Annotated in this window: 18 protein-coding genes and 1 pseudogene; 6 read left to right on the top strand and 13 right to left on the bottom strand. The window is 60.5% G+C overall.

The window, feature by feature from the left end; genetic code table 11:
- Together tssB and tssA are read right to left on the bottom strand one after the other, a co-directional pair.
- Positions 1–312 (bottom strand): annotated as a pseudogene (gene tssB, locus ACIP8I_RS14695) (type VI secretion system contractile sheath small subunit); the annotation flags it as partial.
- Positions 313–344: 32 nt separating this feature from the next.
- Positions 345–1,907 carry a type VI secretion system protein TssA gene (gene tssA / locus ACIP8I_RS14690; protein ID WP_007962314.1) on the bottom strand — a complete coding sequence of 521 codons (1,563 nt, stop codon included), beginning with the start codon at positions 1,905–1,907 and terminating at the stop codon, positions 345–347.
- Between the two features lie 743 nt (positions 1,908–2,650).
- Between tssA and ACIP8I_RS14685 the strand changes: the two genes are divergently transcribed.
- The gene (locus tag ACIP8I_RS14685; RefSeq protein ID WP_400762021.1) at positions 2,651–3,007 is read left to right on the top strand and encodes a hypothetical protein; all 357 of its coding nucleotides are present in this window, start codon (positions 2,651–2,653) and stop codon (positions 3,005–3,007) included.
- Between the two features lie 96 nt (positions 3,008–3,103).
- Here ACIP8I_RS14685 and ACIP8I_RS14680 read toward each other — a convergent pair whose 3' ends face one another.
- The 3 genes from ACIP8I_RS14680 to ACIP8I_RS14670 all read right to left on the bottom strand — a co-directional run bounded on the left by ACIP8I_RS14680 (position 3,104) and on the right by ACIP8I_RS14670 (position 4,906).
- Positions 3,104–3,379: an HU family DNA-binding protein gene (locus tag ACIP8I_RS14680; protein WP_003213368.1), complete on the bottom strand. Its 276-nt coding sequence runs from the start codon at positions 3,377–3,379 to the stop codon at positions 3,104–3,106.
- A gap of 190 nt (positions 3,380–3,569) precedes the next feature.
- Complete coding sequence (locus ACIP8I_RS14675) at positions 3,570–4,718, bottom strand: NAD(P)/FAD-dependent oxidoreductase (RefSeq protein WP_097089461.1); 1,149 nt, start codon at positions 4,716–4,718, stop codon at positions 3,570–3,572.
- A 20-nt stretch (positions 4,719–4,738) separates the two neighbouring features.
- Complete coding sequence (locus ACIP8I_RS14670) at positions 4,739–4,906, bottom strand: rubredoxin (protein WP_329696937.1); 168 nt, start codon at positions 4,904–4,906, stop codon at positions 4,739–4,741.
- A 200-nt stretch (positions 4,907–5,106) separates the two neighbouring features.
- On the opposite strand from ACIP8I_RS14670, the gene ACIP8I_RS14665 reads away from it, so the two are divergent.
- Positions 5,107–5,667: a chorismate--pyruvate lyase family protein gene (locus tag ACIP8I_RS14665; RefSeq protein ID WP_400762018.1), complete on the top strand. Its 561-nt coding sequence runs from the start codon at positions 5,107–5,109 to the stop codon at positions 5,665–5,667.
- On the top strand, positions 5,667–6,557 hold the full coding sequence (ubiA, locus tag ACIP8I_RS14660; protein WP_007962302.1) for a 4-hydroxybenzoate octaprenyltransferase: 891 nt from the start codon (positions 5,667–5,669) through the stop codon (positions 6,555–6,557). The genes ACIP8I_RS14665 and ubiA overlap by 1 nt, the downstream gene beginning before the upstream one ends.
- Positions 6,558–6,667: 110 nt before the next feature.
- Here ubiA and ACIP8I_RS14655 read toward each other — a convergent pair whose 3' ends face one another.
- Entirely contained in the window at positions 6,668–7,051 is a 384-nt protein-coding gene (locus ACIP8I_RS14655) for a hypothetical protein (RefSeq protein ID WP_400762016.1), read from the bottom strand.
- A 151-nt stretch (positions 7,052–7,202) separates the two neighbouring features.
- On the opposite strand from ACIP8I_RS14655, the gene phoB reads away from it, so the two are divergent.
- From phoB to ACIP8I_RS14640, 3 genes are all read left to right on the top strand, one after another.
- Positions 7,203–7,892: a phosphate regulon transcriptional regulator PhoB gene (phoB, locus tag ACIP8I_RS14650; protein WP_400762014.1), complete on the top strand. Its 690-nt coding sequence runs from the start codon at positions 7,203–7,205 to the stop codon at positions 7,890–7,892.
- A 74-nt stretch (positions 7,893–7,966) separates the two neighbouring features.
- Positions 7,967–9,253: a phosphate regulon sensor histidine kinase PhoR gene (phoR, locus tag ACIP8I_RS14645; protein ID WP_400762025.1), complete on the top strand. Its 1,287-nt coding sequence runs from the start codon at positions 7,967–7,969 to the stop codon at positions 9,251–9,253.
- A 123-nt stretch (positions 9,254–9,376) separates the two neighbouring features.
- Complete coding sequence (locus ACIP8I_RS14640) at positions 9,377–10,717, top strand: hemolysin family protein (RefSeq protein ID WP_007962298.1); 1,341 nt, start codon at positions 9,377–9,379, stop codon at positions 10,715–10,717.
- Between the two features lie 186 nt (positions 10,718–10,903).
- Here ACIP8I_RS14640 and ACIP8I_RS14635 read toward each other — a convergent pair whose 3' ends face one another.
- The 7 genes from ACIP8I_RS14635 to ACIP8I_RS14605 form a co-directional block, all read right to left on the bottom strand.
- Complete coding sequence (locus ACIP8I_RS14635) at positions 10,904–11,800, bottom strand: peptidoglycan DD-metalloendopeptidase family protein (protein ID WP_400762012.1); 897 nt, start codon at positions 11,798–11,800, stop codon at positions 10,904–10,906.
- A gap of 184 nt (positions 11,801–11,984) precedes the next feature.
- Positions 11,985–12,941: a response regulator gene (locus ACIP8I_RS14630; protein ID WP_400762010.1), complete on the bottom strand. Its 957-nt coding sequence runs from the start codon at positions 12,939–12,941 to the stop codon at positions 11,985–11,987.
- Positions 12,942–13,119: 178 nt separating this feature from the next.
- Positions 13,120–13,881, bottom strand: a complete 762-nt coding sequence (phoU, locus tag ACIP8I_RS14625) for a phosphate signaling complex protein PhoU (protein WP_007962290.1) — start codon at positions 13,879–13,881, stop codon at positions 13,120–13,122.
- Between the two features lie 70 nt (positions 13,882–13,951).
- Positions 13,952–14,785, bottom strand: a complete 834-nt coding sequence (gene pstB / locus ACIP8I_RS14620) for a phosphate ABC transporter ATP-binding protein PstB (protein WP_007962289.1) — start codon at positions 14,783–14,785, stop codon at positions 13,952–13,954.
- A 184-nt stretch (positions 14,786–14,969) separates the two neighbouring features.
- Positions 14,970–16,640 (bottom strand): phosphate ABC transporter permease PstA, encoded by a 1,671-nt coding sequence (gene pstA, locus ACIP8I_RS14615; protein WP_400762008.1) that lies wholly within the window; start codon positions 16,638–16,640, stop codon positions 14,970–14,972.
- A gap of 15 nt (positions 16,641–16,655) precedes the next feature.
- Complete coding sequence (locus ACIP8I_RS14610) at positions 16,656–18,689, bottom strand: phosphate ABC transporter permease (RefSeq protein ID WP_400762023.1); 2,034 nt, start codon at positions 18,687–18,689, stop codon at positions 16,656–16,658.
- Between the two features lie 425 nt (positions 18,690–19,114).
- The coding region (locus ACIP8I_RS14605; RefSeq protein ID WP_400762006.1) for a phosphate ABC transporter substrate-binding protein PstS family protein at positions 19,115–19,787 on the bottom strand (673 nt) is incomplete at its 5' end.

Below are 19,787 nucleotides of genomic sequence, written 5' to 3'. Positions count from 1 at the left end.
CGGGTTGAAGTCCTTCATCGAATTGACGCGCAATTGCACAGCCAGCTCGTCGGCCTCGCCATCTTCCTGCAGACGGTTCGGCACGCTCAGCGTCAGACCCAGCTCTTGCTTGGCCAACACTTCGTCGAAGGTCATCTTGTCGATGCTGATCGGCTAGCGATCTTCGATTTTGCGATCGTCCTTGCGGTGGGTGTAGTCACCGATTGCCAGCAGCTTCAGCGGCAGTTCAATCTCTTCCTGAGCACCGCCGGTGGCGGGTTTGAAGGTGACGTTGATGCGTTCCTTGGGGGCTACCGAGCCTTCTTTGGCCATGGCTTTTCTCCTTGCGGTTGTGGCCCTGGGGCCTATTCGAGTACCACTTCGAGGTCGAGGTGGCACAGCCTGCGATAAATCTCTTCCTTGCGTTCACGCACTGCATGGTTCTGCGGCAACAACTCGCAGCAACTGTGCAGCAGGTGCAGCACTTCCAATGCAAGATCGGGCTCCCAGGCGTGCAGGCCTGAGTCCTGTAATGTCTGATCGAGGGTTTCGAGCTGGTTCTTGGCCAGTTCGTACTTCTTGGCCATGAAGCACAGCCGGGCAAGGGCGAACTGCCAGAAGAACCGCTCGCGTCCGCCGTGGGCCGATTGCAGTCCTTGCTTGAGCGTCTGCACGGCAGGCTTGAGGCCTTCCTTGCGCAGCAGCGGCAGCACTTCCTGCAGGGCCTTTTCCCAGGCGGGCTGGGTTTCGACGTCGTCGGTTTCGACCTTGCGCGGCGCGCTGGCGCTTTGCAGGTGCGGCATGACATTGCCGGCGATCCACGCCCGGGTGGACGGATCGGCAAACGGCGCGCCGTCATGGAAACGACATTCGATGATGCCGGGCAGGCGCTGAACCAAAAGCGCGAAGTGGATTTCCACTTCGCGCATTGCCATCTCGGCGTTGAGGTTCTGGAGACATTCCCAGACCATCCTCTGGCCATCGAACCAGAACGGCGCCTTCGCCAGGCTCGCCTCCAGTTCCACCAGCAGGTCGGCGTATTTGCCCTGATCGAAGCGATCCTGATACTGCTTGAGTTTGTCCACCGGCAGGCCGCGCAGCACGGTGATCTGCTCAGCGTTGCGTTCGGGCACCGCGTCGATCGGCAGCCAGAGCAAAGTGCGGTTCAGGCGCAGGGCGCGCAGGTCGGTGGCCTTCTGCTTGAGCCACCAGGCACACAACGGACGCGCGCTTTCCTGCTGCGCGCGCAAAGCCTTGTAGGCATCTTTTTCGTTATCGATCGGTGCGCCGGGGGTCAGCAACTGGCTCGCGGCCTGCTTGACCTGCGCCACTGCTGCGCCCACCACACCGGGGGCCGGCTGATTGTCGGCGGCACGCTGGATCATGGTTTTCAGGCGACGCGAGAGCGGCAGCAACAGCGGCGCGTCGTCGCCCAGATGTTCGGTGCACGCGGCATCGAGGCCGGCCAGATGCTCGGACAACTGCCGGAACATCGGCAGCTGTTCCTTGATCGCAATGTTTTCGGTGAGCACCTGCTCCAGACGCGGCACCAGCCAGCCGATAGCGGCGGCACGGGTGCGTGGTTTGAGCGGGTGAACGTCGGCCCAGTGGTTTTCCGACAGATGGTGCAGCAGACCGAGGCCGGCCAGCAGCCCGGGGAAGGATTCACGCTGGTACAACGACCAGGTCAGCCAAGCGCCAACACGTAAATCCTTGGATTGGGTACGCAGCAGATTTTCGCTGTTTTCACGGATTTTCAGCCAGTCGATCTGCCCGCTTTCGTGCATCGACGAGGCTTTCGCCAGCTCGCTTTCCAGCGCCTCGAATTCGCTCGAAAAACGAACGTCTTCGCCCGCGAAATTCTCTTTGGAAACAGAGACTTTTGCGAGTTCGAGGTAATGGGCGGAAAGTTTGCTTGAGTAGGACATCCATGGCCTTTAATTAGGATTACAGTCATGCGCCTATTGGAGTAACCGCGGCGCGGGACAGTATCGAAGAGCGGTGAAGCGACTCATCCAATTGAGATGTGCTCTTTCAAGTGGGCGCATCGTAATCACTATGATGGCCACTAGCAAGCATCTGCTTAAACAACAAGACGAAGTGTTCATTGGGCTGTGTAGGAGATCGCCCTATATGTGGCAGGGGAATCCCTGATGGCGAATTATATTGCCCGCATTTGCCCTGCTGCCTCAGAACCCTTGATCCAGAGCGGCCCGATCCAGCCTTCACGAATCGCTACGAACGTACGTCCCATTACACGGCGGCCAGCATGACAACTCTCGAAAAAAATAGAAGTAGGATTCTTCCGAAAAACCGCTGGATTTTACAAACAATTCACTGGCGACAACGCCCAACAACAAAAGTGCCATCAATTTGATGGCAATTCATTTTTTTGAAACTTTATTCATCTCGTGAATGCTGTACTTCAGTGCCAACTCAATAATTATCGAAGTGCGGTCCGATCCCACTCTCGCAACACTTCCACACCGAAAATACTCTGACAGATTCCAGGGATAATTCTTACATCGATTTATTTCCCACGTTGCCAGCTTGCTTTGGTAAGTTCTTTTCGCCCGGCAATGTCAACCAGGCCGGCTGACGGTTGAGCCACAGTCGGAAGCCTGCATCTGATTCGGCTCCTGAACCCGGAGCCGCCAAGGAGCTTTACCTCATGGAATTGAAACCTCTGTTGTTCGCCGCACTGCTGTGGCTTCCCGTCACTCACGCTACTGCGGACACCCCGCCACTTGACGGTCATTACTATCTGACCGGTGCGATGGAAATGGGCGCCGAACTGCTGCTGCGCAAGGACGGCACGTTTGATGCGGGCGTGGCTTATGGCAGTGCAGACGGGTTTGCCAAGGGTACCTGGCAGGTAGAAAACGACACCGTGACGCTGAAGAGCGAAACCAAACCGGCGTCGAACAGCGATTTGTCCGGCCTGTTCCAGGATCTGCAACTGGCGATCGAGCCGAACTGCCTGGCCGTGGATTTCGGCAACGGCAAGGCCTGCTTCCGACGCCAGTAAGCCGATTTACAGCCACAAAAAATGGGCACCCGACCGCAATCGGTGTGCCCATTTTTTATTGCAGTTCTCCCCGCTACTCAGGGAGTTCGCCGCAATTTAAGGATTGACGCTGTCTTTCAACGACTTGCCTGGCTTGAATGCCACGGTGTTGCTGGCCTTGATTTTCACCGGTTCACCGGTTTGCGGGTTCTTGCCGGTGCGGGCGCCGCGATGGCGTTGCAGGAAGGTGCCGAAGCCCACCAGCGTGACGCTGTCCTTGCGGTGCAGAGCGCCGGTGATTTCTTCGAGGACGGCGTTGAGAACGCGGTTGGCCTGTTCTTTGGTCAGATCCGCTTTTTCAGCGATTGCAGCGGCGAGTTCTGGTTTACGCATTAGTGAAGCCCCTTTGACGGTTTTTTGTTGTTATGTCCGTGCTGTTCTCGTTGGAACAGCGCCCAAGGCGCCGCAGGCTCTACTCTGCGGCAGACGGGAGTGAGAATGGCACGCGGATACCGGCGGCGCCAGTCTCCCCGCGACCTTTGTAGGGGCAAAAGCGGGGTGATTCCGACAGAACGACCGGTATTTACGCCAGCAAGGCCGGAAGCTGTTTGTTCAGGGCGAGTTTTTCCATCACTGCTGCGCCGGTCAGCGCGTAACCAAGCAACTGACCATCGGCGCTGTGACACAGGGCCTTGATGTCGGCGCCCTGCCCTTCGACGGTCCAGACGCCTTCGCTACCCCGTGGCGGTGGCGAAACGACCAACGGGCATACCGGGGTTTTCACCGTGATCGGCATCGCGCCGTAGCTCACGGCCGTCGGATTGCCGGCCAGGGTTTGTGCCAGTGCACGCGCACAGCTCATGAGGGGCATCACGTACAACAGATTCAGCCCATCGACCTCGGCGCAGTCGCCCAGGGCGTAGATATTGGCGTGGGACGTTTTCAGGTAGCGGTCGACGACAACGCCGCGATTGACCTGCACCCCTGCCGCTGCGGCCAGATCGATACGCGGACGCAAGCCGATGGCCGACACCACCACATCGCAGGCAATCACCTGACCGTCGGACAGATGCGCTTCCAGCCCGTCTGCGACTTTTTGCAGGCGGGTCAGCACCGGGCCGAGGTGAAAACGCGCGCCGAGGCTTTCCAGCCCGGCCTGCACGGCGGCCGCAGCGGCCGGGTGCAGCAGCATCGGCATCACTTGCTCGCACGGCGCCACCAGTTGCACCTCGTAACCACCGAGGATCAGGTCATTGGCGAATTCGCAGCCGATCAGGCCCGCCCCCAGCAGCAAGACGCGGCGCTTGCCCGCAGCGGCGGCACGAAAGCGCGCGTAGTCTTCGAGATCGTTGATCGGGAACACCAGATCTGCGCCATCACCTTCGATCGGCACGCGCACGGTTTCCGCGCCCCAAGCGAGGATCAGGTCGCGGTAGTACACCGCTTCCTCACCAATCCACAGGCGCTTGTGGCCGGCGTCGATGCCGCTGATGCGGGTGTGGGTGCGCACTTCGGCCTTCAATTGCTCGGCCATCGCGCCCGGTTCGGCCATGCTCAGGCCATCGGCGTCCTTGTTCTTGCCGAAACCGGTGGAGAGCATCGGTTTGGAGTAAGAGCGCCCGTCATCGGCGGTAATCAGCAGCAGCGGGGTTTCGCCATCGAGTTTGCGAAACTCGCGGGCCAGGTTGTAACCCGCAAGCCCGGTGCCGACGATTACGACAGGTGCGTTCATGCCTTACTCCTTGGTTTTTCTCAGTTGATTTCGATCATTTCGAAGTCCATCTTGCCGACGCCACAGTCCGGGCACAGCCAGTCTTCCGGCACGTCCTGCCACAGGGTGCCCGGCGCGATGCCGTCATCCGGCCAACCCTCAGCTTCGTTGTAAATCAGGCCGCAGACGATGCATTGCCACTTTTTCATTCAGTTACTTCCTCAGGATTCAGGCTTTTGTCGGCGCGGACGGTCGATGGTGGTTGCGCTGCCATCCGGCTCAGGGCGTTTTGTACTGAGGGTGCCGGGCAGATGCAAGCCTGTTCGGCGCAACGGCGACCGGGATCCATCAAATTCGCAGCACGCCATGTTAAGCTCGCCGCCTCATTTGCGGCCAATAATGACTCATTGTGCAACATTCAAATGCCTGCCCGGCCCCGCTCTGGCTGACTCAAAGCCGACTGATGCCCCTTCCCGATTCGTTGACCCTGAACTGGTTGTTCGACGAAGGCTCGCTGACCCGCCGCCTGACGCGGCTGTCGAATGACGGCTTCAGCGTCACGCCGCTGTTCGAAGGCTGGGACACCCTGCGCAGCGACGAATGCGCGGCGCTGGATCTGGCCGAAGGCAGTGAAGGCTGGGTACGCGAGGTGTATCTGCGCGGGCATGGCGAGGCCTGGGTGTTCGCCCGCAGCGTGGCGTCGCGCGCCGCCCTGCAAGGCGACGGCCTGCACATGGATGAACTGGGCAGCCGTTCGCTGGGCGAACTGCTGTTTTGCGACCACGCCTTTGAGCGCCGCGCCATCGAGGTCTGCCACTACCCGCAGGACTGGCTGCCGTCAGAATGCCGCGCGCCCCAACTGTGGGGCCGCCGCTCGCGCTTCGACCGTGGCGCCTTGAGCGTGCTGGTGGCGGAGATTTTCCTGCCGACCCTGTGGAACGCCGCCCGCGCCCATCCGGAGAACTGCTGATGTACCAGAGCCTGCTCAAGTCCCTGAACCGCTTGAACCCGCGCGCCTGGGATTTCATTCAGCTGACGCGCATGGACAAGCCGATCGGCATTTACCTGCTGCTGTGGCCGACACTGTGGGCGCTGTGGATTGCCGGCAAGGGTTCGCCATCGCTGGCCAACATCGTGATTTTCGTCCTCGGCGTGGTGCTGACCCGCGCCGGCGGCTGCGTGATCAACGACTGGGCCGATCGCAAGGTCGACGGCCACGTCAAACGCACCGCGCAACGACCGCTGGCCAGCGGCAAGATCAGCTCGAAAGAGGCGCTGGTGTTCTTCGCGCTGCTGATGGGCGTGAGTTTCCTGCTGGTGCTGTGCACCAATGCGCCGACCATCTGGCTATCGCTGGGCGGTCTGGCGCTGGCCTTCACCTACCCGTTCATGAAGCGCTACACCTATTACCCGCAAGTGGTGCTGGGCGCCGCGTTCTCGTGGGGCATGCCGATGGCGTTCACCGCCGAGACTGGTGAGCTGCCGGCGGCAGCATGGCTGCTGTGGATCGCCAACCTGCTGTGGACGGTGGGTTATGACACCTATTACGCGATGACTGACCGTGACGACGATCTGAAGATCGGTGTGAAATCCACGGCGATTCTGTTCGGTGATGCCGATCGGATAATCATCCTCACCCTGCAGGCGCTGTCGCTCGGTTGCCTGTTGCTGGCAGGCTCGAAGTTCGAGCTGGGCGTGTGGTTCCATCTCGGCTTGCTGGTGGCCGCTGGCTGTTACGCGTGGGAGTTCTGGTACACCCGCGATCGCGACCGGATGCGTTGCTTCAAGGCATTTCTGCACAACCACTGGGCGGGGTTGGCAATTTTCGTCGGGATTGTGTTGGATTACGCGTTGCGATAAACACAAACCTGTAGGAGTGAGCCTGCTCGCGATGACGGTGTATCAACCACATTGCTGTTAACTGATACACCGTCATCGCGAGCAGGCTCACTCCTACAGGGGATTTGCGTTTACTTGTGCTCGTGCACCACGTGCCACGCGTCCATCTTGCCGTCGCCCATCATGTCACCCGGCTTGGCGTCCATCTTGAAGGTATACAGCGGCTTGCCGTCGTAGGCGTACTGCATCTTGCCGTCATCGCGCTTGATCACCGTCCACTTGCCTTCCGCCTTCGCACCTGCTGGCGCCATCATCGGCGGCCAGTTTTCGGCGCACTTGTCATTGCACATCGACTTGCCGCCAGCGTCTTTGTCGAACGTGTAAACGGTCATGCCTTTGTGATCCACCATCATGCCGTCTTTCATCATCGCCGGTTCGGCTGCCATCGCAAGGCCGGGCAGAGTCAGGGCAGCAGCCATCAGCAGAGCTTTAAAGGAAGCAGTCATTTGAGTCATGGAAACCTTCTTTTGTGGTTGTCAGGATTCGGACTTAGAGCTTAGTCCAGGATCACGCCAACCGCCGGGCGACTAAAATACTGTCACACGACTGCAATAATTCCGTTATCTAATGCGGCGCAAGACAGTTAAATGACAAGAGGATTAAGGCATGGTTGGCAGGAGCATTCTGATCGTCGACGACGAAGCGCCCATTCGCGAAATGATCGCCGTTGCGTTGGAAATGGCCGGCTATGACTGCCTCGAGGCCGAGCACTCGCAGCAGGCACACGCCATCATCGTTGACCGCAAACCGGACCTGATCCTGCTCGACTGGATGCTGCCCGGCACCTCCGGCATCGAACTGGCCCGCCGCCTCAAGCGTGACGAACTGACCGGGGACATCCCGATCATCATGCTCACCGCCAAGGGCGAAGAGGACAACAAGATTCAGGGTCTTGAAGTCGGCGCCGACGACTACATCACCAAACCGTTTTCCCCACGCGAACTGGTCGCACGCCTCAAGGCTGTGCTGCGTCGCGCCGGCCCGACCGATGGCGAAGCGCCGATCGAAGTCGGCGGCCTGCTGCTTGACCCGATCAGCCACCGCGTGACCATCGACGGCCGTCCGGCGGAAATGGGCCCGACCGAATACCGTCTGCTGCAATTTTTCATGACCCACCAGGAACGCGCCTACACCCGCGGCCAACTGCTGGATCAGGTCTGGGGCGGCAACGTCTATGTTGAAGAACGCACCGTCGACGTGCACATCCGGCGCCTGCGCAAGGCCCTCGGCGACGCCTACGAAAATCTGGTACAAACCGTGCGCGGCACTGGCTACCGGTTTTCCACCAAGGCCTGATCCGACCGCCAGACTCGCTGACAAGGACCGTATTTTCCGTGAATCAAAACTGGCATGGCACCCTGATTCGCCACATGCTGCTGCTGGTCACAGCGTGTCTGGTGATCGGCCTGATCACCGGCTATTACGGCTGGAGCCTCGCTGCCGGCCTGGGGATTTACCTGGCCTGGACGCTCAAGCAACTGTTGCGTCTGCACGAATGGCTGCGCCTGCACCAACCCGATGAAGCACCGCCCGACGGCTACGGCCTGTGGGGCGAGGTGTTCGACAGCATCTACCACCTGCAACGCCGCGACCAACGGGTACGCGGGCGCCTGCAAGCGGTGATCGACCGGGTGCAGGAGTCCACCGCCGCGCTGAAAGACGCGGTGATCATGCTCGACAGCGACGGCAACCTGGAATGGTGGAACCGCGCTGCCGAAACCCTGCTCGGCCTCAAGACTCCGCAGGACAGCGGCCAACCGGTGACCAACCTGGTGCGCCATCCGCGCTTCAAGGAATACTTCGAGCAGGAAAGCTACGCCGAACCGCTGGAAATTCCCTCGCCAACCAACGATCGGGTGCGCATTCAGCTGTACCTCACCCGCTATGGCAACAACGAGCATCTGATGCTGGTGCGCGACGTCACGCGCATTCATCAGCTGGAACAGATGCGCAAAGATTTCATCGCCAACGTCTCCCACGAACTGCGCACGCCGCTGACAGTGATCTGCGGCTACCTGGAAACCCTGCTCGACAACGTCGAGGAAGTGAACCCGCGCTGGAGCCGCGCGCTGCAGCAGATGCAGCAACAGGGCGGGCGCATGCAGACGCTGCTCAATGACCTGCTGTTGCTGGCGAAGCTGGAAGCCACCGACTACCCGTCGGACAACCAGCCGGTGCAGATCGATACCCTGTTGCAATCGATCAAGGGCGACGCCCAGCAGTTGTCCGGGCAGAAAAACCAGAAAATCACCCTCGAAGCCGACGGCAAAATCCTGCTCAAGGGCAGCGAGGCGGAACTGCGCAGTGCCTTCTCCAACCTGGTGTTCAACGCGGTGAAATACACCCCGGCCGAAGGTAATATCCGCATTCGCTGGTGGGGTGACGAGCAAGGCGCGCACCTGAGCGTGCAGGATTCCGGGATCGGCATCGACAGCAAACACCTGCCGCGCCTGACCGAACGCTTCTATCGCGTCGACTCCAGCCGCAACTCCAACACCGGCGGCACCGGGCTGGGCCTGGCGATCGTCAAACACGTGCTGCTGCGCCACCGCGCGCGGATGGAGATCAGCAGCGTGCCCGGCCACGGCAGCACGTTCACCTGCCATTTCGCCCCGGCTCAGGTCGCTCAGGCGCGGACGATCAGCGCCGCCGAGTGATACCGGCCAGCACGCGCCACTAGGCAATCGCCAAGTCAGCCGCTACATTGGCTGACTTGCGTCTGCCTTTCAGGCGCGATTTTTTCTCTCTTACGAATCACACGGAACCTGCAAAACTCCATCATGGACCCTTCCCCTGGCTTGTCCCTCGCTACGATATTCGCCGATTTCGGCATGATTCTTTTCGCTCTGATCCTGGTTTTGCTCAACGGCTTCTTCGTTGCGGCGGAATTCGCCATGGTCAAACTGCGCTCGACCCGGGTCGAGGCCATCGCCGACAAGAACGGCTGGCGCGGGCACATCCTGCGTACCGTACACAGTCAGCTCGATGCGTACCTCTCGGCGTGCCAGCTCGGTATCACCCTCGCCTCCCTCGGTCTGGGCTGGGTCGGTGAGCCGGCCTTCGCGCACCTGCTCGAGCCGCTGCTGAGCGCGGTCGGCGTGCAGTCGCCGGAAGTGGTCAAAGGCATTTCGTTCTTTACCGCGTTCTTCATCATTTCCTACCTGCACATCGTGGTCGGTGAGCTGGCGCCCAAGTCGTGGGCGATCCGCAAACCCGAGCTGCTGTCGCTGTGGACCGCGGTGCCGCTGTACCTGTTCTACTGGGCGATGTACCCGGCGATCTACCTGCTCAATGCCAGCGCCAACGCGATTCTGCGCATTGCCGGCCAAGGCGAACCCGGCCCGCACCACGAACACCATTACAGCCGCGAAGAACTGAAACTGATCCTGCACTCCAGCCGTGGTCAGGACCCGAGCGACCAGGGCATGCGCGTGCTGGCCTCGGCAGTGGAGATGGGCGAACTGGAAGTGGTCGACTGGGCCAACTCCCGCGAAGACCTGATCACCCTCGAATTCAACGCGCCGCTGAAAGAAATCCTCGCGATGTTCCGTCGCCACAAGTTCAGCCGGTATCCGGTGTACGACAGCGAACGTCAGGAGTTCGTCGGCCTGTTGCACATCAAGGACCTGCTGCTGGAGCTGGCGGCGCTGGACCATATTCCGGAGTCGTTCAACCTGGCTGAGCTGACCCGCCCACTGGAGCGCGTATCGCGGCACATGCCGCTGTCGCAACTGCTGGAGCAGTTCCGCAAGGGCGGCTCGCACTTCGCCGTGGTCGAAGAGGCCGACGGCAACATCATCGGCTACCTGACCATGGAAGACGTGCTGGAAGTGCTGGTCGGCGACATCCAGGACGAACACCGCAAGGCCGAGCGCGGGATCCTCGCGTATCAGCCGGGCAAGCTGCTGGTACGTGGCGACACGCCGCTGTTCAAGGTTGAACGCCTGCTGGGTATCGACCTGGATCACATCGAAGCCGAAACCCTCGCCGGGCTGGTTTACGAGACCCTGAAACGGGTACCGGAAGAGGAAGAAGTGCTGGAAGTCGAAGGCCTGCGGATCATCATCAAGAAGATGAAAGGGCCGAAGATTGTGCTGGCGAAGGTGTTGATGCTGGATTGATGGGTGTTTTGGGGGACGCTTCTGTGGTGAGGGGATTTATCCCCGATGGGTCGCGGAGCGGCCCTGTAATCTGCAATCGCGTAACTCCTGACTCAATGCCTTCAATGATTTTGGGACGGCTGCGCCGTCCATCGGGGATAAATCCCCTCACCACAAAAGCCCCTCCACAGTGGCCCCCTAACGGTTTTACTGTTTGCCCAACGCAAAGTTGGGCAATGCCCCCAGCGGCTGGTTGAACTGATACGGAATAGATACCAGCCCCTGCCCGGTATTGCGCTGCACCACAAAGTGCAGGTGCGGGCCGCTGCTGTTGCCGGTATTGCCCGACAGCGCCAGCGGGCTGCCGACCACCACCCGCTGCCCTTCGCGCACGCTCACCGAGCCCTGCTTGAGATGCAGGTACACGCCCATCGTGCCGTCATCATGCAGTACCCGGACGAAATTGCCGGACGCATCATTGCCGCGTCCGCTCTGTGAATTTTCGGTTTTCACCACCACCCCGGCCCGTGCGGCAATGATCGGTGTGCCCACCGGCATGGCGATGTCCATCGCATACCGGTTCTTCGGCCCATAGTGGCTGTATTGGCCATTGGCACCCTGACTGAGACGGAACGGCCCGCCCCGCCAGGGCAGCGGGTAGCGATAGCTCTGCGCGGCGCCTGTGGGATCACCCAGCGAATACTGGAATTGCGGGGAATATACCAACGGCTGACCGCGGGTAATCGCCGTCAGCAGCGCCAACCGCGTGTTGCTGCGCGCCGGCAGCACCCGGCGAATCGTCTGCGCCGGAGCGCCACGCACATTGCTCAGGCCGGTAAACGCCAGCGCAATTTCGACCGGCGCATACAGATCGTTGCGCACGAACACCACGTCGCTGCCCTTCTGCTTCTTGATATCGAGATACACCTGACGCTCCAGGTGCTCGACCATGCGGTCCTGAAACACGAACACCTGCGAGCCTTTGCTCGGCCGGTCGCTGTACGAGACCACGCCGTTGGCATCGGTGGATTTGTAGATGGTCATGGCCACAGTCGAGGTGGAGGCCAGGAAAAGACCACAGAAAAACAGCAGGCGCGCGAGCATGGGCAAGAGTCTGTCGAAGGAAGGCCTGGAAATGAGCCTAGCAGCTGAGACAGACCAGGCTAGTCGACAGATGTTTCAAATTGGGCAGCGCACAAAGCAAAAGATCGCAGCCTGCGGCAGCTCCTACATTGGAATGCGATCCTGTAGGAGCTGCCGCAGGCTGCGATCTTTTTCGATGCGCCGCTTACGCGCCTGGAACGAAGTGCTTCTGCGCCGTACCGCGAGCGATCAGGCGGGAGATGTAGTCGAGCTTCTGCGCGTCCTGATCGACAAAGCGGAAGGTCAATTGCAGCCATTCGCTGTCCGGCTTCGGCTCGTGGGCGACCACGGCGTGCAGGTAGCCATTGAGGCGGGCGATTTCCGCGTTGTCGCCCTGCTCCAGATCGAGCACGGCACTGTCGAGGATCTGCGGCAGCGTCTCGGTGCGTTTCACCACCAACAGCGCTTCCTTGATGCTCAGGGCCTTGATCACGCATTGCTGAGTGCCGCTTGGCAAGCGCAACTGGCCCTGACCACGACCGCCGACCGGCGCTTTCGAGGCGGCCGGGGCCTGCACCGGCGGGCTGTTGAGCAAACCACGGGACGGCGCAGCAGCTGGCGCCGGAGCAGCAGCGGCGGGCTTGGCGAACGGATTGACCGCAGCCGCCGCTGGCGCAGCGCCGACCACGGCAGCCTTGCCGCCGGTCAATGCACTCAGGGAATCGTTGCCGAACGCCGAGTTCATCTTGGTCGGCGCGCTGTTCATCAGGGCGTCGAGCTTGCCAACCTTGTTCAGCGCCTGCTTGACCTTGGTCAGCAGTTGCTCGTTGGTGAACGGCTTGCTGACATAGCCGGAAACGCCGGCCTGAATCGCCTGCACCACGTTCTCTTTGTCACCACGGCTGGTGACCATGATGAATGGCATCGACTTGAGATTGTCTTGCTGACGGCACCAGGTCAGCAGCTCAAGACCGGACATTTCCGGCATTTCCCAATCGCACAGGACCAGGTCGAACGCTTCTTTGGCCAGCATGGCCTGGGCCTTTTTGCCGTTGATGGCATCCTCGGTGCGGATCCCCGGAAAATAGTTACGCAGGCATTTTTTCACCAGGTCGCGAATGAACGAAGCATCGTCCACGACCAACACACTGATCTTGCTCATCCAACACCCCTATAAAAATCCCGGCAAGCATACCGCTTTGCTGATGGCACATTGCCAACAATCTTCAGTCACGCCGGGACTTTTCGTTCGCGGGTGCTGCTTTTTAATTCGATTCGCTGTTCAAGCACCATAAACAAAAACGCCCGGCCAAAGGGCCGGGCGCTTTTCTCAGGCAATCTTACTTATCGTCAGCATCGCCCGGAACATTAGCGGTTTCGCCGCTTGTGCCTTGAACTTCTTCTTTCATGCGTTTGAGGCCCAAGTGGCGCACGTCGGTGCCACGCACCAGGTAGATCACCAGTTCCGAGATGTTGCGCGCGTGGTCGCCGATGCGCTCCAGCGAACGCAGGACCCAGATGATGCTCAGAACCCGCGAGATAGAGCGCGGGTCTTCCATCATGTAGGTGGCCAGCTCACGCAGCGCGGTCTTGTATTCGCGGTCGATGACCTTGTCGTACTGCGCCACCGACAGGGCCAGATCGGCATCGAAGCGGGCAAACGCGTCCAGCGCATCACGGACCATGTTGCGCACCTGGTCGCCGATGTGACGCACTTCGACGTAACCGCGCGGCGCTTCGCCTTCTTCGCACAGCTGAATGGCGCGGCGAGCGATCTTGGTCGCTTCGTCGCCGATGCGCTCCAGGTCGATCACCGACTTGGAGATGCTGATGATCAGCCGCAGATCCGACGCCGCCGGCTGACGACGGGCGAGAATGCGCAGGCATTCTTCGTCGATGTTGCGTTCCATCTGGTTGATCTGGTCGTCGATCTCGCGCACTTGCTGGGCCAGGCCCGAGTCGGCCTCGATCAGCGCGGTGACCGCGTCGTTGACCTGCTTCTCGACCAGCCCGCCCATGGCCAGGAGGTGGCTGCGCACTTCCTCAAGCTCGGCGTTGAACTGCGCGGAGATGTGGTGGGTAAGGCCTTCTTTACTAATCATGTTGGCGTCCTTGGAGCGTCCGGTAAGGTGCGGTGGGCCGCAGCGTCAATTCTGTGAATAACCGCAACTGTCAGCCATAACGACCGGTGATGTAGTCTTCGGTCTGCTTCTTCGCCGGATTGGTGAACAGGGTATCGGTGTCGCCGAATTCCACCAGTTTGCCCATGTACATGAACGCCGTGTAGTCGGACACCCGCGCAGCTTGTTGCATGTTGTGGGTGACGATGACGATGGTGAACTTGGACTTCAGCTCGTAGATCAGCTCTTCGACTTTCAGGGTCGAAATCGGGTCGAGGGCCGAGCACGGTTCGTCGAGCAGCAGCACTTCCGGCTCAACCGCGATGGTGCGCGCGATCACCAGACGCTGCTGCTGACCACCGGACAGGCCGAGTGCCGAATCGTGCAGGCGATCTTTCACTTCATCCCACAGCGCCGCACCTTTCAACGCCCATTCGACCGCTTCATCGAGGATGCGCTTTTTGTTGATGCCTTGAATGCGCAAACCGTAGACCACGTTTTCGTAGATGGTCTTGGGGAACGGGTTGGGCTTCTGGAACACCATGCCGACGCGACGACGCAGCTCGGCAACGTCTTCGCCCTTGCGATAGATGTTGTTGCCGTACAGGTTGATCGCGCCTTCGACACGGCAACCGTCAACCAGATCGTTCATGCGGTTGAAGGTACGCAGCAGCGTGGACTTGCCGCAGCCGGACGGGCCGATGAACGCGGTCACGCGCTGTTTCGGGATGTTCATGCTGACGTCGAACAGCGCCTGCTTCTCGCCGTAGAACAGGCTCAGGCCCGGGACTTCGATGGCCACGGTTTCCTGCTCGAGGCTCAGGCTCTGCTTGTCGCGACCCAGGGCCGACATGTTGATGCCGTGGGTATGTGTTTCGTGCTGCATGGGAGGCTCCCTGTGCTAACAAATTCGGTTCGTTGAACCGCCGGACAACGCCAGCGGGTTACTCAAATTCTGTGTCTGTCGCGACTCCTGTGGGAGCTGGCTTGCCAGCGATGGCATCACCGCGGTGTTACTGGCAGACCGAGTCGCCTGCATCGCTGGCAAGCCAGCTCCCACAGGGTCTGTATTAACTGTCCAAAGCTTTGTATTTTTCGCGCAGGTGGTTACGGATCCACACCGCCGACAGGTTCAACGTGGCGATCACCAGCACCAGCAGCAGCGCCGTGGCGTACACCAGCGGTCGTGCCGCTTCGACGTTCGGGCTCTGGAAGCCGACGTCATAGATGTGGAAGCCCAGGTGCATGATCTTCTGGTCCAGGTGCAGGTACGGGTAGTTGCCGTCCACCGGCAGCGACGGCGCCAGTTTCACCACACCCACCAGCATCAGCGGCGCCACTTCACCGGCGGCGCGGGCCACGGCGAGGATCATCCCGGTCATCATCGCCGGGCTGGCCATTGGCAGAACGATCTTCCACAGCGTTTCGGCCTTGGTCGCGCCCAGCGCCAGCGAGCCTTCGCGCACGGTGCGCGGGATACGCGCCAGACCTTCTTCAGTGGCCACGATCACCACTGGCACCGCCAGCAGCGCCAGGGTCAACGAAGCCCAGAGCAGACCCGGTGTACCGAAGGTCGGTGCCGGCAGTGCTTCGGGGAAGAACAAGCGGTCAACCGATCCGCCCAACACATAAACGAAGAAGCCCAGACCAAACACGCCGTAAACGATCGCCGGAACGCCCGCCAGGTTGTTCACCGCGATACGGATGATCCGCGTCAGGGTGTTCTGCTTGGCGTATTCACGCAGGTACACCGCCGCCAGCACGCCGAACGGAGTCACGATCATCGCCATGATCAGGGTCATCATCACGGTGCCGAAAATCGCCGGGAAGATCCCGCCTTCGGTGTTCGCTTCACGCGGGTCGTCGGACAGGAACTCCCAGACCTTGCTGAAGTAGAAACCGATCTTGGTCAGCGTGCCCATGGCATTCGGCTGATAGGCGTGAACCACTTTGCCCAGGCTGATTTCGATCTCTTTGCCGTTGGCATCGCGGGCGGTCAACGCGTCGCGGTTAAACTGCGCATGCAGATCGCTCAGACGCGCTTCGATGTCCTGATAACGCGCGTTCAGCTCGGCACGTTCGGCGTCCATGTCCGCTTGCGCGGTGGCGTCGAGCTTGCCGTCGAGTTCCAGTTTGCGCCCGTGCAGGCGGATGCGTTCCAGCCCTGCGTTGATCGCACCGATATCAGTCTTTTCCAGCGACTTGAGTTGCGCCGCCAGGCCGTTCACACGGTTGATTCGCGCTTGCAGCTCAGGCCAGGCCGCTTCGCCCTCGGCGATCACCTTGCCGTCCTGTTTGACGTTGACCAGGTAACCGTAGAAGTTGCCCCACTCGCGACGCTCGATCGCCATCAGTTCCGGCGGCGTGGTCTGGTTGGTCAGCCACTCGCCGACCACCCAGGTGAAGTCGTTGCCGTTCAGGTCACGGTTGCCGACCTTGATCAGCTCGCGGGTCATGAATTCCGGGCCTTGATCAGGCACCGGCAGGCCGGCGCTTTTCAGGCGGGCACGCGGCACTTCTTCCTTCTGTACCACTTCGCCGATGACCAGGTGATTGGCCTGGCCCGGTACGTCGTAGCTGGCGTGGATCAGGTCCGCCGGCCAGAAGTGACCGAGACCGCGCACGGCAATCACCGCCAGCAGGCCAATGGTCATGATGACCGCGATGGACACCGCGCCACCGCTGATCCAGACGCCCGGGGCGCCGCTCTTGAACCATCCATTCAGGGAGTTCTGTTTCACAGACTTCTACCTTTCTTAAAGCGACGAGTATTTCTTGCGCAGACGCTGACGAATCAGTACTGCCAGGGTGTTCATGACGAAGGTGAACAACAGCAGCACCAGCGCCGAGAGGAACAGCACGCGGTAGTGGCTGCCGCCGACTTCCGACTCGGGCATTTCCACCGCGACGTTGGCGGCCAGGGTGCGCAGGCCTTCGAACAGGTTCATTTCCATGACCGGAGTGTTACCGGTGGCCATCAACACGATCATGGTTTCGCCGACCGCACGGCCCATGCCGATCATCAGCGCCGAGAAGATGCCCGGGCTGGCGGTGAGGATCACCACACGGGTCATGGTCTGCCACGGCGTGGCACCGAGCGCCAGGGAACCGAGGGTCAGGCCACGCGGCACGCTGAACACGGCGTCTTCGGCTATCGAGTAGATGTTCGGGATCACCGCAAAACCCATCGCCAGGCCGACCACCAGAGCGTTGCGCTGGTCGTAGGTGATGCCCAGGTCGTGGGAGATCCACATGCGCATGTCACCGCCGAAGAACCAGTTCTCCATGTACGGGCTCATGTACAGCGACAGCCAACCGACGAACAGGATCACCGGAATCAGCAGCGCACTTTCCCAGCCGTCCGGGACCTTCAGGCGAATCGACTCAGGCAGGCGGCTGAAGGTGAAACCGGCGACCAGAATGCCGATCGGCAGCAGCATCAACAGGCTGAAGATGCCCGGCAGATGCCCTTCGACATACGGGGCGAGGAACAGACCGGCGAAGAACCCGAGGATCACCGTCGGCATCGCTTCCATCAGTTCGATCACCGGTTTGACCTTGCGGCGCATGCCCGGGGCCATGAAGTACGCGGTGTAGATTGCCGCGGCAACCGCCAGCGGTGCCGCCAGCAGCATGGCGTAGAACGCGGCTTTCAGGGTGCCGAAGGTCAGTGGCGAGAGGCTCAACTTCGGTTCGAAATCGGTGTTGGCGGCGGTCGATTGCCAGACGTATTTAGGCTCGTCGTAGTTCTCGTACCAGACCTTGCTCCACAACGCGCTCCACGACACTTCCGGGTGCGGGTTGTCGAGCAGCAGCGGTTGCAGCTTGCCGCCGGCCTCGACGATCACCCGGTTGGCGCGCGGCGACAGACCGAACAGGCCCTGCCCTTCGGTTACCGGCTCGACCAGCAGAGTGCGGTGCGCGGTGCTGTGGAACACGCCAAGCTTGCCGCTGGCATCGAGAGCAACGAAGCCCTTGCGACGCTCTTCGGCAGTGATTTCAACGATTGGCGCGGAGCCCATCTGGAAGGTACGGATCTGCTTCAGGCGCAGCTCGCCATCGGTATCGCGAGCCATGAACCACTGGGCCAGGCCACCCTTGGAGTCACCGATGATCAGCGAGATGCCGCCCACCAGTTGCGTGCTCGCGGTAACTTCGGCGTCAGCGTTTTCCAGCAGTTTGTAGCGACCGTTGAGGCTCTTGTCGCGCAGGCTGAACACGTCGGCCTGGGCACGCCCGTTGACCACATAGAGCCATTGCTGGCGCGGGTCGACGAAGATGTTTTTCACCGGTTCAGTCATCTGCGGCAGCTCGATACGCTTCTGCTCGTTGGTGACTTCGCCGGTCATCATGTTTTCTTCGCTGGTCAGCGACAAAACATTGAGTTGCGAACCGGTCGAACCCACCAGCATCAGCGTCGAATCGGTAGCGTTGAGGCTGACGTGCTCCAGCGCCCCGCCGCTCTCGTTCACTGCGATCGGTGTGTTGCCGTAAGGAAACTCGATGGCTGGAGTGATGGTTTTCTTGCCATCGGGGTAGCTGACTTTATAGGTGTGACGGAACACCAGCGCCTGGCCGTTGGACAGGCCCACGGCGACCAGCGGATGACCTGGCTGGTCTTCACCGATGGAAGTGACGGTTGCGCCAGCAGGCACCGGCAGATCGACGCGCTTCAGTTCAGCGCCACTGTCGATATCGAAGAACAGCGCCTGGCCCTTGTCGGAAACGCGCATCGCCACCTGATTCTGCTCTTCGAGCGAAATCATCAGCGGCTTGCCGGCGTCCTGCATCCAGGCTGGGGTAATGGCGTCTTTCGCGGTCAGGCTGGCACCGTGGAACAACGGTGCAACAACGTAGGCGAGAAAGAAGAAGATCAGGGTGATGGCTGCCAGCACCGCCAGCCCGCCAACGAGGACGTACCAGCGGGTGAAGCGATCCTTGAGCGCGCGAATGCGGCGCTTGCGTTGCAGCTCAGGCGTATTGAAATCAATGCGCTTGGGAGGGGAAGTCGTAGTCATTGGGGAATTGGCCAGATCATTCATGCGCTCACCCTAGCGATCCTGTATGACAGAAAGATGACAATGCAGTGACGCACCAAATCCACCGCCAGCGGGACTGGCAGAGGATTGAAAATTTGAGGTGTGTAAAAGGCCGGTCTGCTGGCAGATCCGGCCTTTTACCTGAGTCCGGTGGGGTTCACCCCGGACTCAGTTTGTTACTTTTTTGCGACTTCAGCGCCGCCTTCCTGCAGACCCAGGTCAGCCAGTGCTTTTGCAGCAACCTTGGCCGGCAGCGGGATGTAGCCGTCTTTCACCACCACTTCCTGACCCTGTTTGGACAGAACCAGTTTCACGAACTCGGCTTCCAGCGGGGCCAGAGGCTTGTTCGGGGCCTTGTTCACGTAAACGTAGAGGAAGCGCGACAGCGGGTACTTGCCGTTCAGGGCGTTTTCTTCGGTGTCTTCGATGAAGTCAGTGCTGCCTTTCTTCGACAGAGCAACGGTCTTCACGCTGGCAGTCTTGTAGCCGATGCCCGAGTAACCGATGCCGTTCAGCGAGGAGCTGATCGACTGCACAACCGACGCCGAGCCTGGTTGTTCGTTGACGTTAGGTTTGTAGTCGCCTTTGCACAGGGCTTCTTCCTTGAAGTAGCCGTAAGTGCCGGATACCGAGTTACGACCGAACAGTTGCACTGGCTTGTTGGCCAGGTCGCCGGTCACGCCCAGGTCGCCCCAGGTTTTCACGTCGGCTTTGGCGCCGCACAGACGGGTGGACGAGAAGATCGCGTCAACCTGTTCCATGGTCAGGTGCTGGATCGGGTTGTCCTTGTGCACGAACACCGCCAGGGCGTCCACGGCCACCGGGATAGCGGTTGGCTTGTAGCCGTAT

It is taken from the genome of Pseudomonas sp. NPDC088414 (assembly GCF_044753325.1).
Taxonomy (GTDB): domain Bacteria; phylum Pseudomonadota; class Gammaproteobacteria; order Pseudomonadales; family Pseudomonadaceae; genus Aquipseudomonas.
This window is presented reverse-complemented; position numbering and strand designations above follow the sequence as displayed.

Bases quoted from the DNA above. Each gene is read 5' to 3' on its own strand.
- ACIP8I_RS14655 (WP_400762016.1), bottom strand. From the start codon at position 7,051: ATGACTCAAATGACTGCTTCCTTTAAAGCTCTGCTGATGGCTGCTGCC.
- ACIP8I_RS14680 (WP_003213368.1), bottom strand. From the start codon at position 3,379: ATGCGTAAACCAGAACTCGCCGCTGCAATCGCTGAAAAAGCGGATCTG.
- phoR (WP_400762025.1), top strand. From the start codon at position 7,967: ATGCTGCTGCTGGTCACAGCGTGTCTGGTGATCGGCCTGATCACCGGC.
- phoB (WP_400762014.1), top strand. From the start codon at position 7,203: ATGGTTGGCAGGAGCATTCTGATCGTCGACGACGAAGCGCCCATTCGC.
- phoU (WP_007962290.1), bottom strand. From the start codon at position 13,881: ATGATTAGTAAAGAAGGCCTTACCCACCACATCTCCGCGCAGTTCAAC.
- tssA (WP_007962314.1), bottom strand. From the start codon at position 1,907: ATGTCCTACTCAAGCAAACTTTCCGCCCATTACCTCGAACTCGCAAAA.
- ACIP8I_RS14630 (WP_400762010.1), bottom strand. From the start codon at position 12,941: ATGAGCAAGATCAGTGTGTTGGTCGTGGACGATGCTTCGTTCATTCGC.
- ACIP8I_RS14635 (WP_400762012.1), bottom strand. From the start codon at position 11,800: ATGCTCGCGCGCCTGCTGTTTTTCTGTGGTCTTTTCCTGGCCTCCACC.
- ACIP8I_RS14610 (WP_400762023.1), bottom strand. From the start codon at position 18,689: ATGCAGGACGCCGGCAAGCCGCTGATGATTTCGCTCGAAGAGCAGAAT.
- pstB (WP_007962289.1), bottom strand. From the start codon at position 14,785: ATGCAGCACGAAACACATACCCACGGCATCAACATGTCGGCCCTGGGT.
- ACIP8I_RS14640 (WP_007962298.1), top strand. From the start codon at position 9,377: ATGGACCCTTCCCCTGGCTTGTCCCTCGCTACGATATTCGCCGATTTC.
- ACIP8I_RS14670 (WP_329696937.1), bottom strand. From the start codon at position 4,906: ATGAAAAAGTGGCAATGCATCGTCTGCGGCCTGATTTACAACGAAGCT.
- ACIP8I_RS14685 (WP_400762021.1), top strand. From the start codon at position 2,651: ATGGAATTGAAACCTCTGTTGTTCGCCGCACTGCTGTGGCTTCCCGTC.
- ubiA (WP_007962302.1), top strand. From the start codon at position 5,667: ATGTACCAGAGCCTGCTCAAGTCCCTGAACCGCTTGAACCCGCGCGCC.
- ACIP8I_RS14675 (WP_097089461.1), bottom strand. From the start codon at position 4,718: ATGAACGCACCTGTCGTAATCGTCGGCACCGGGCTTGCGGGTTACAAC.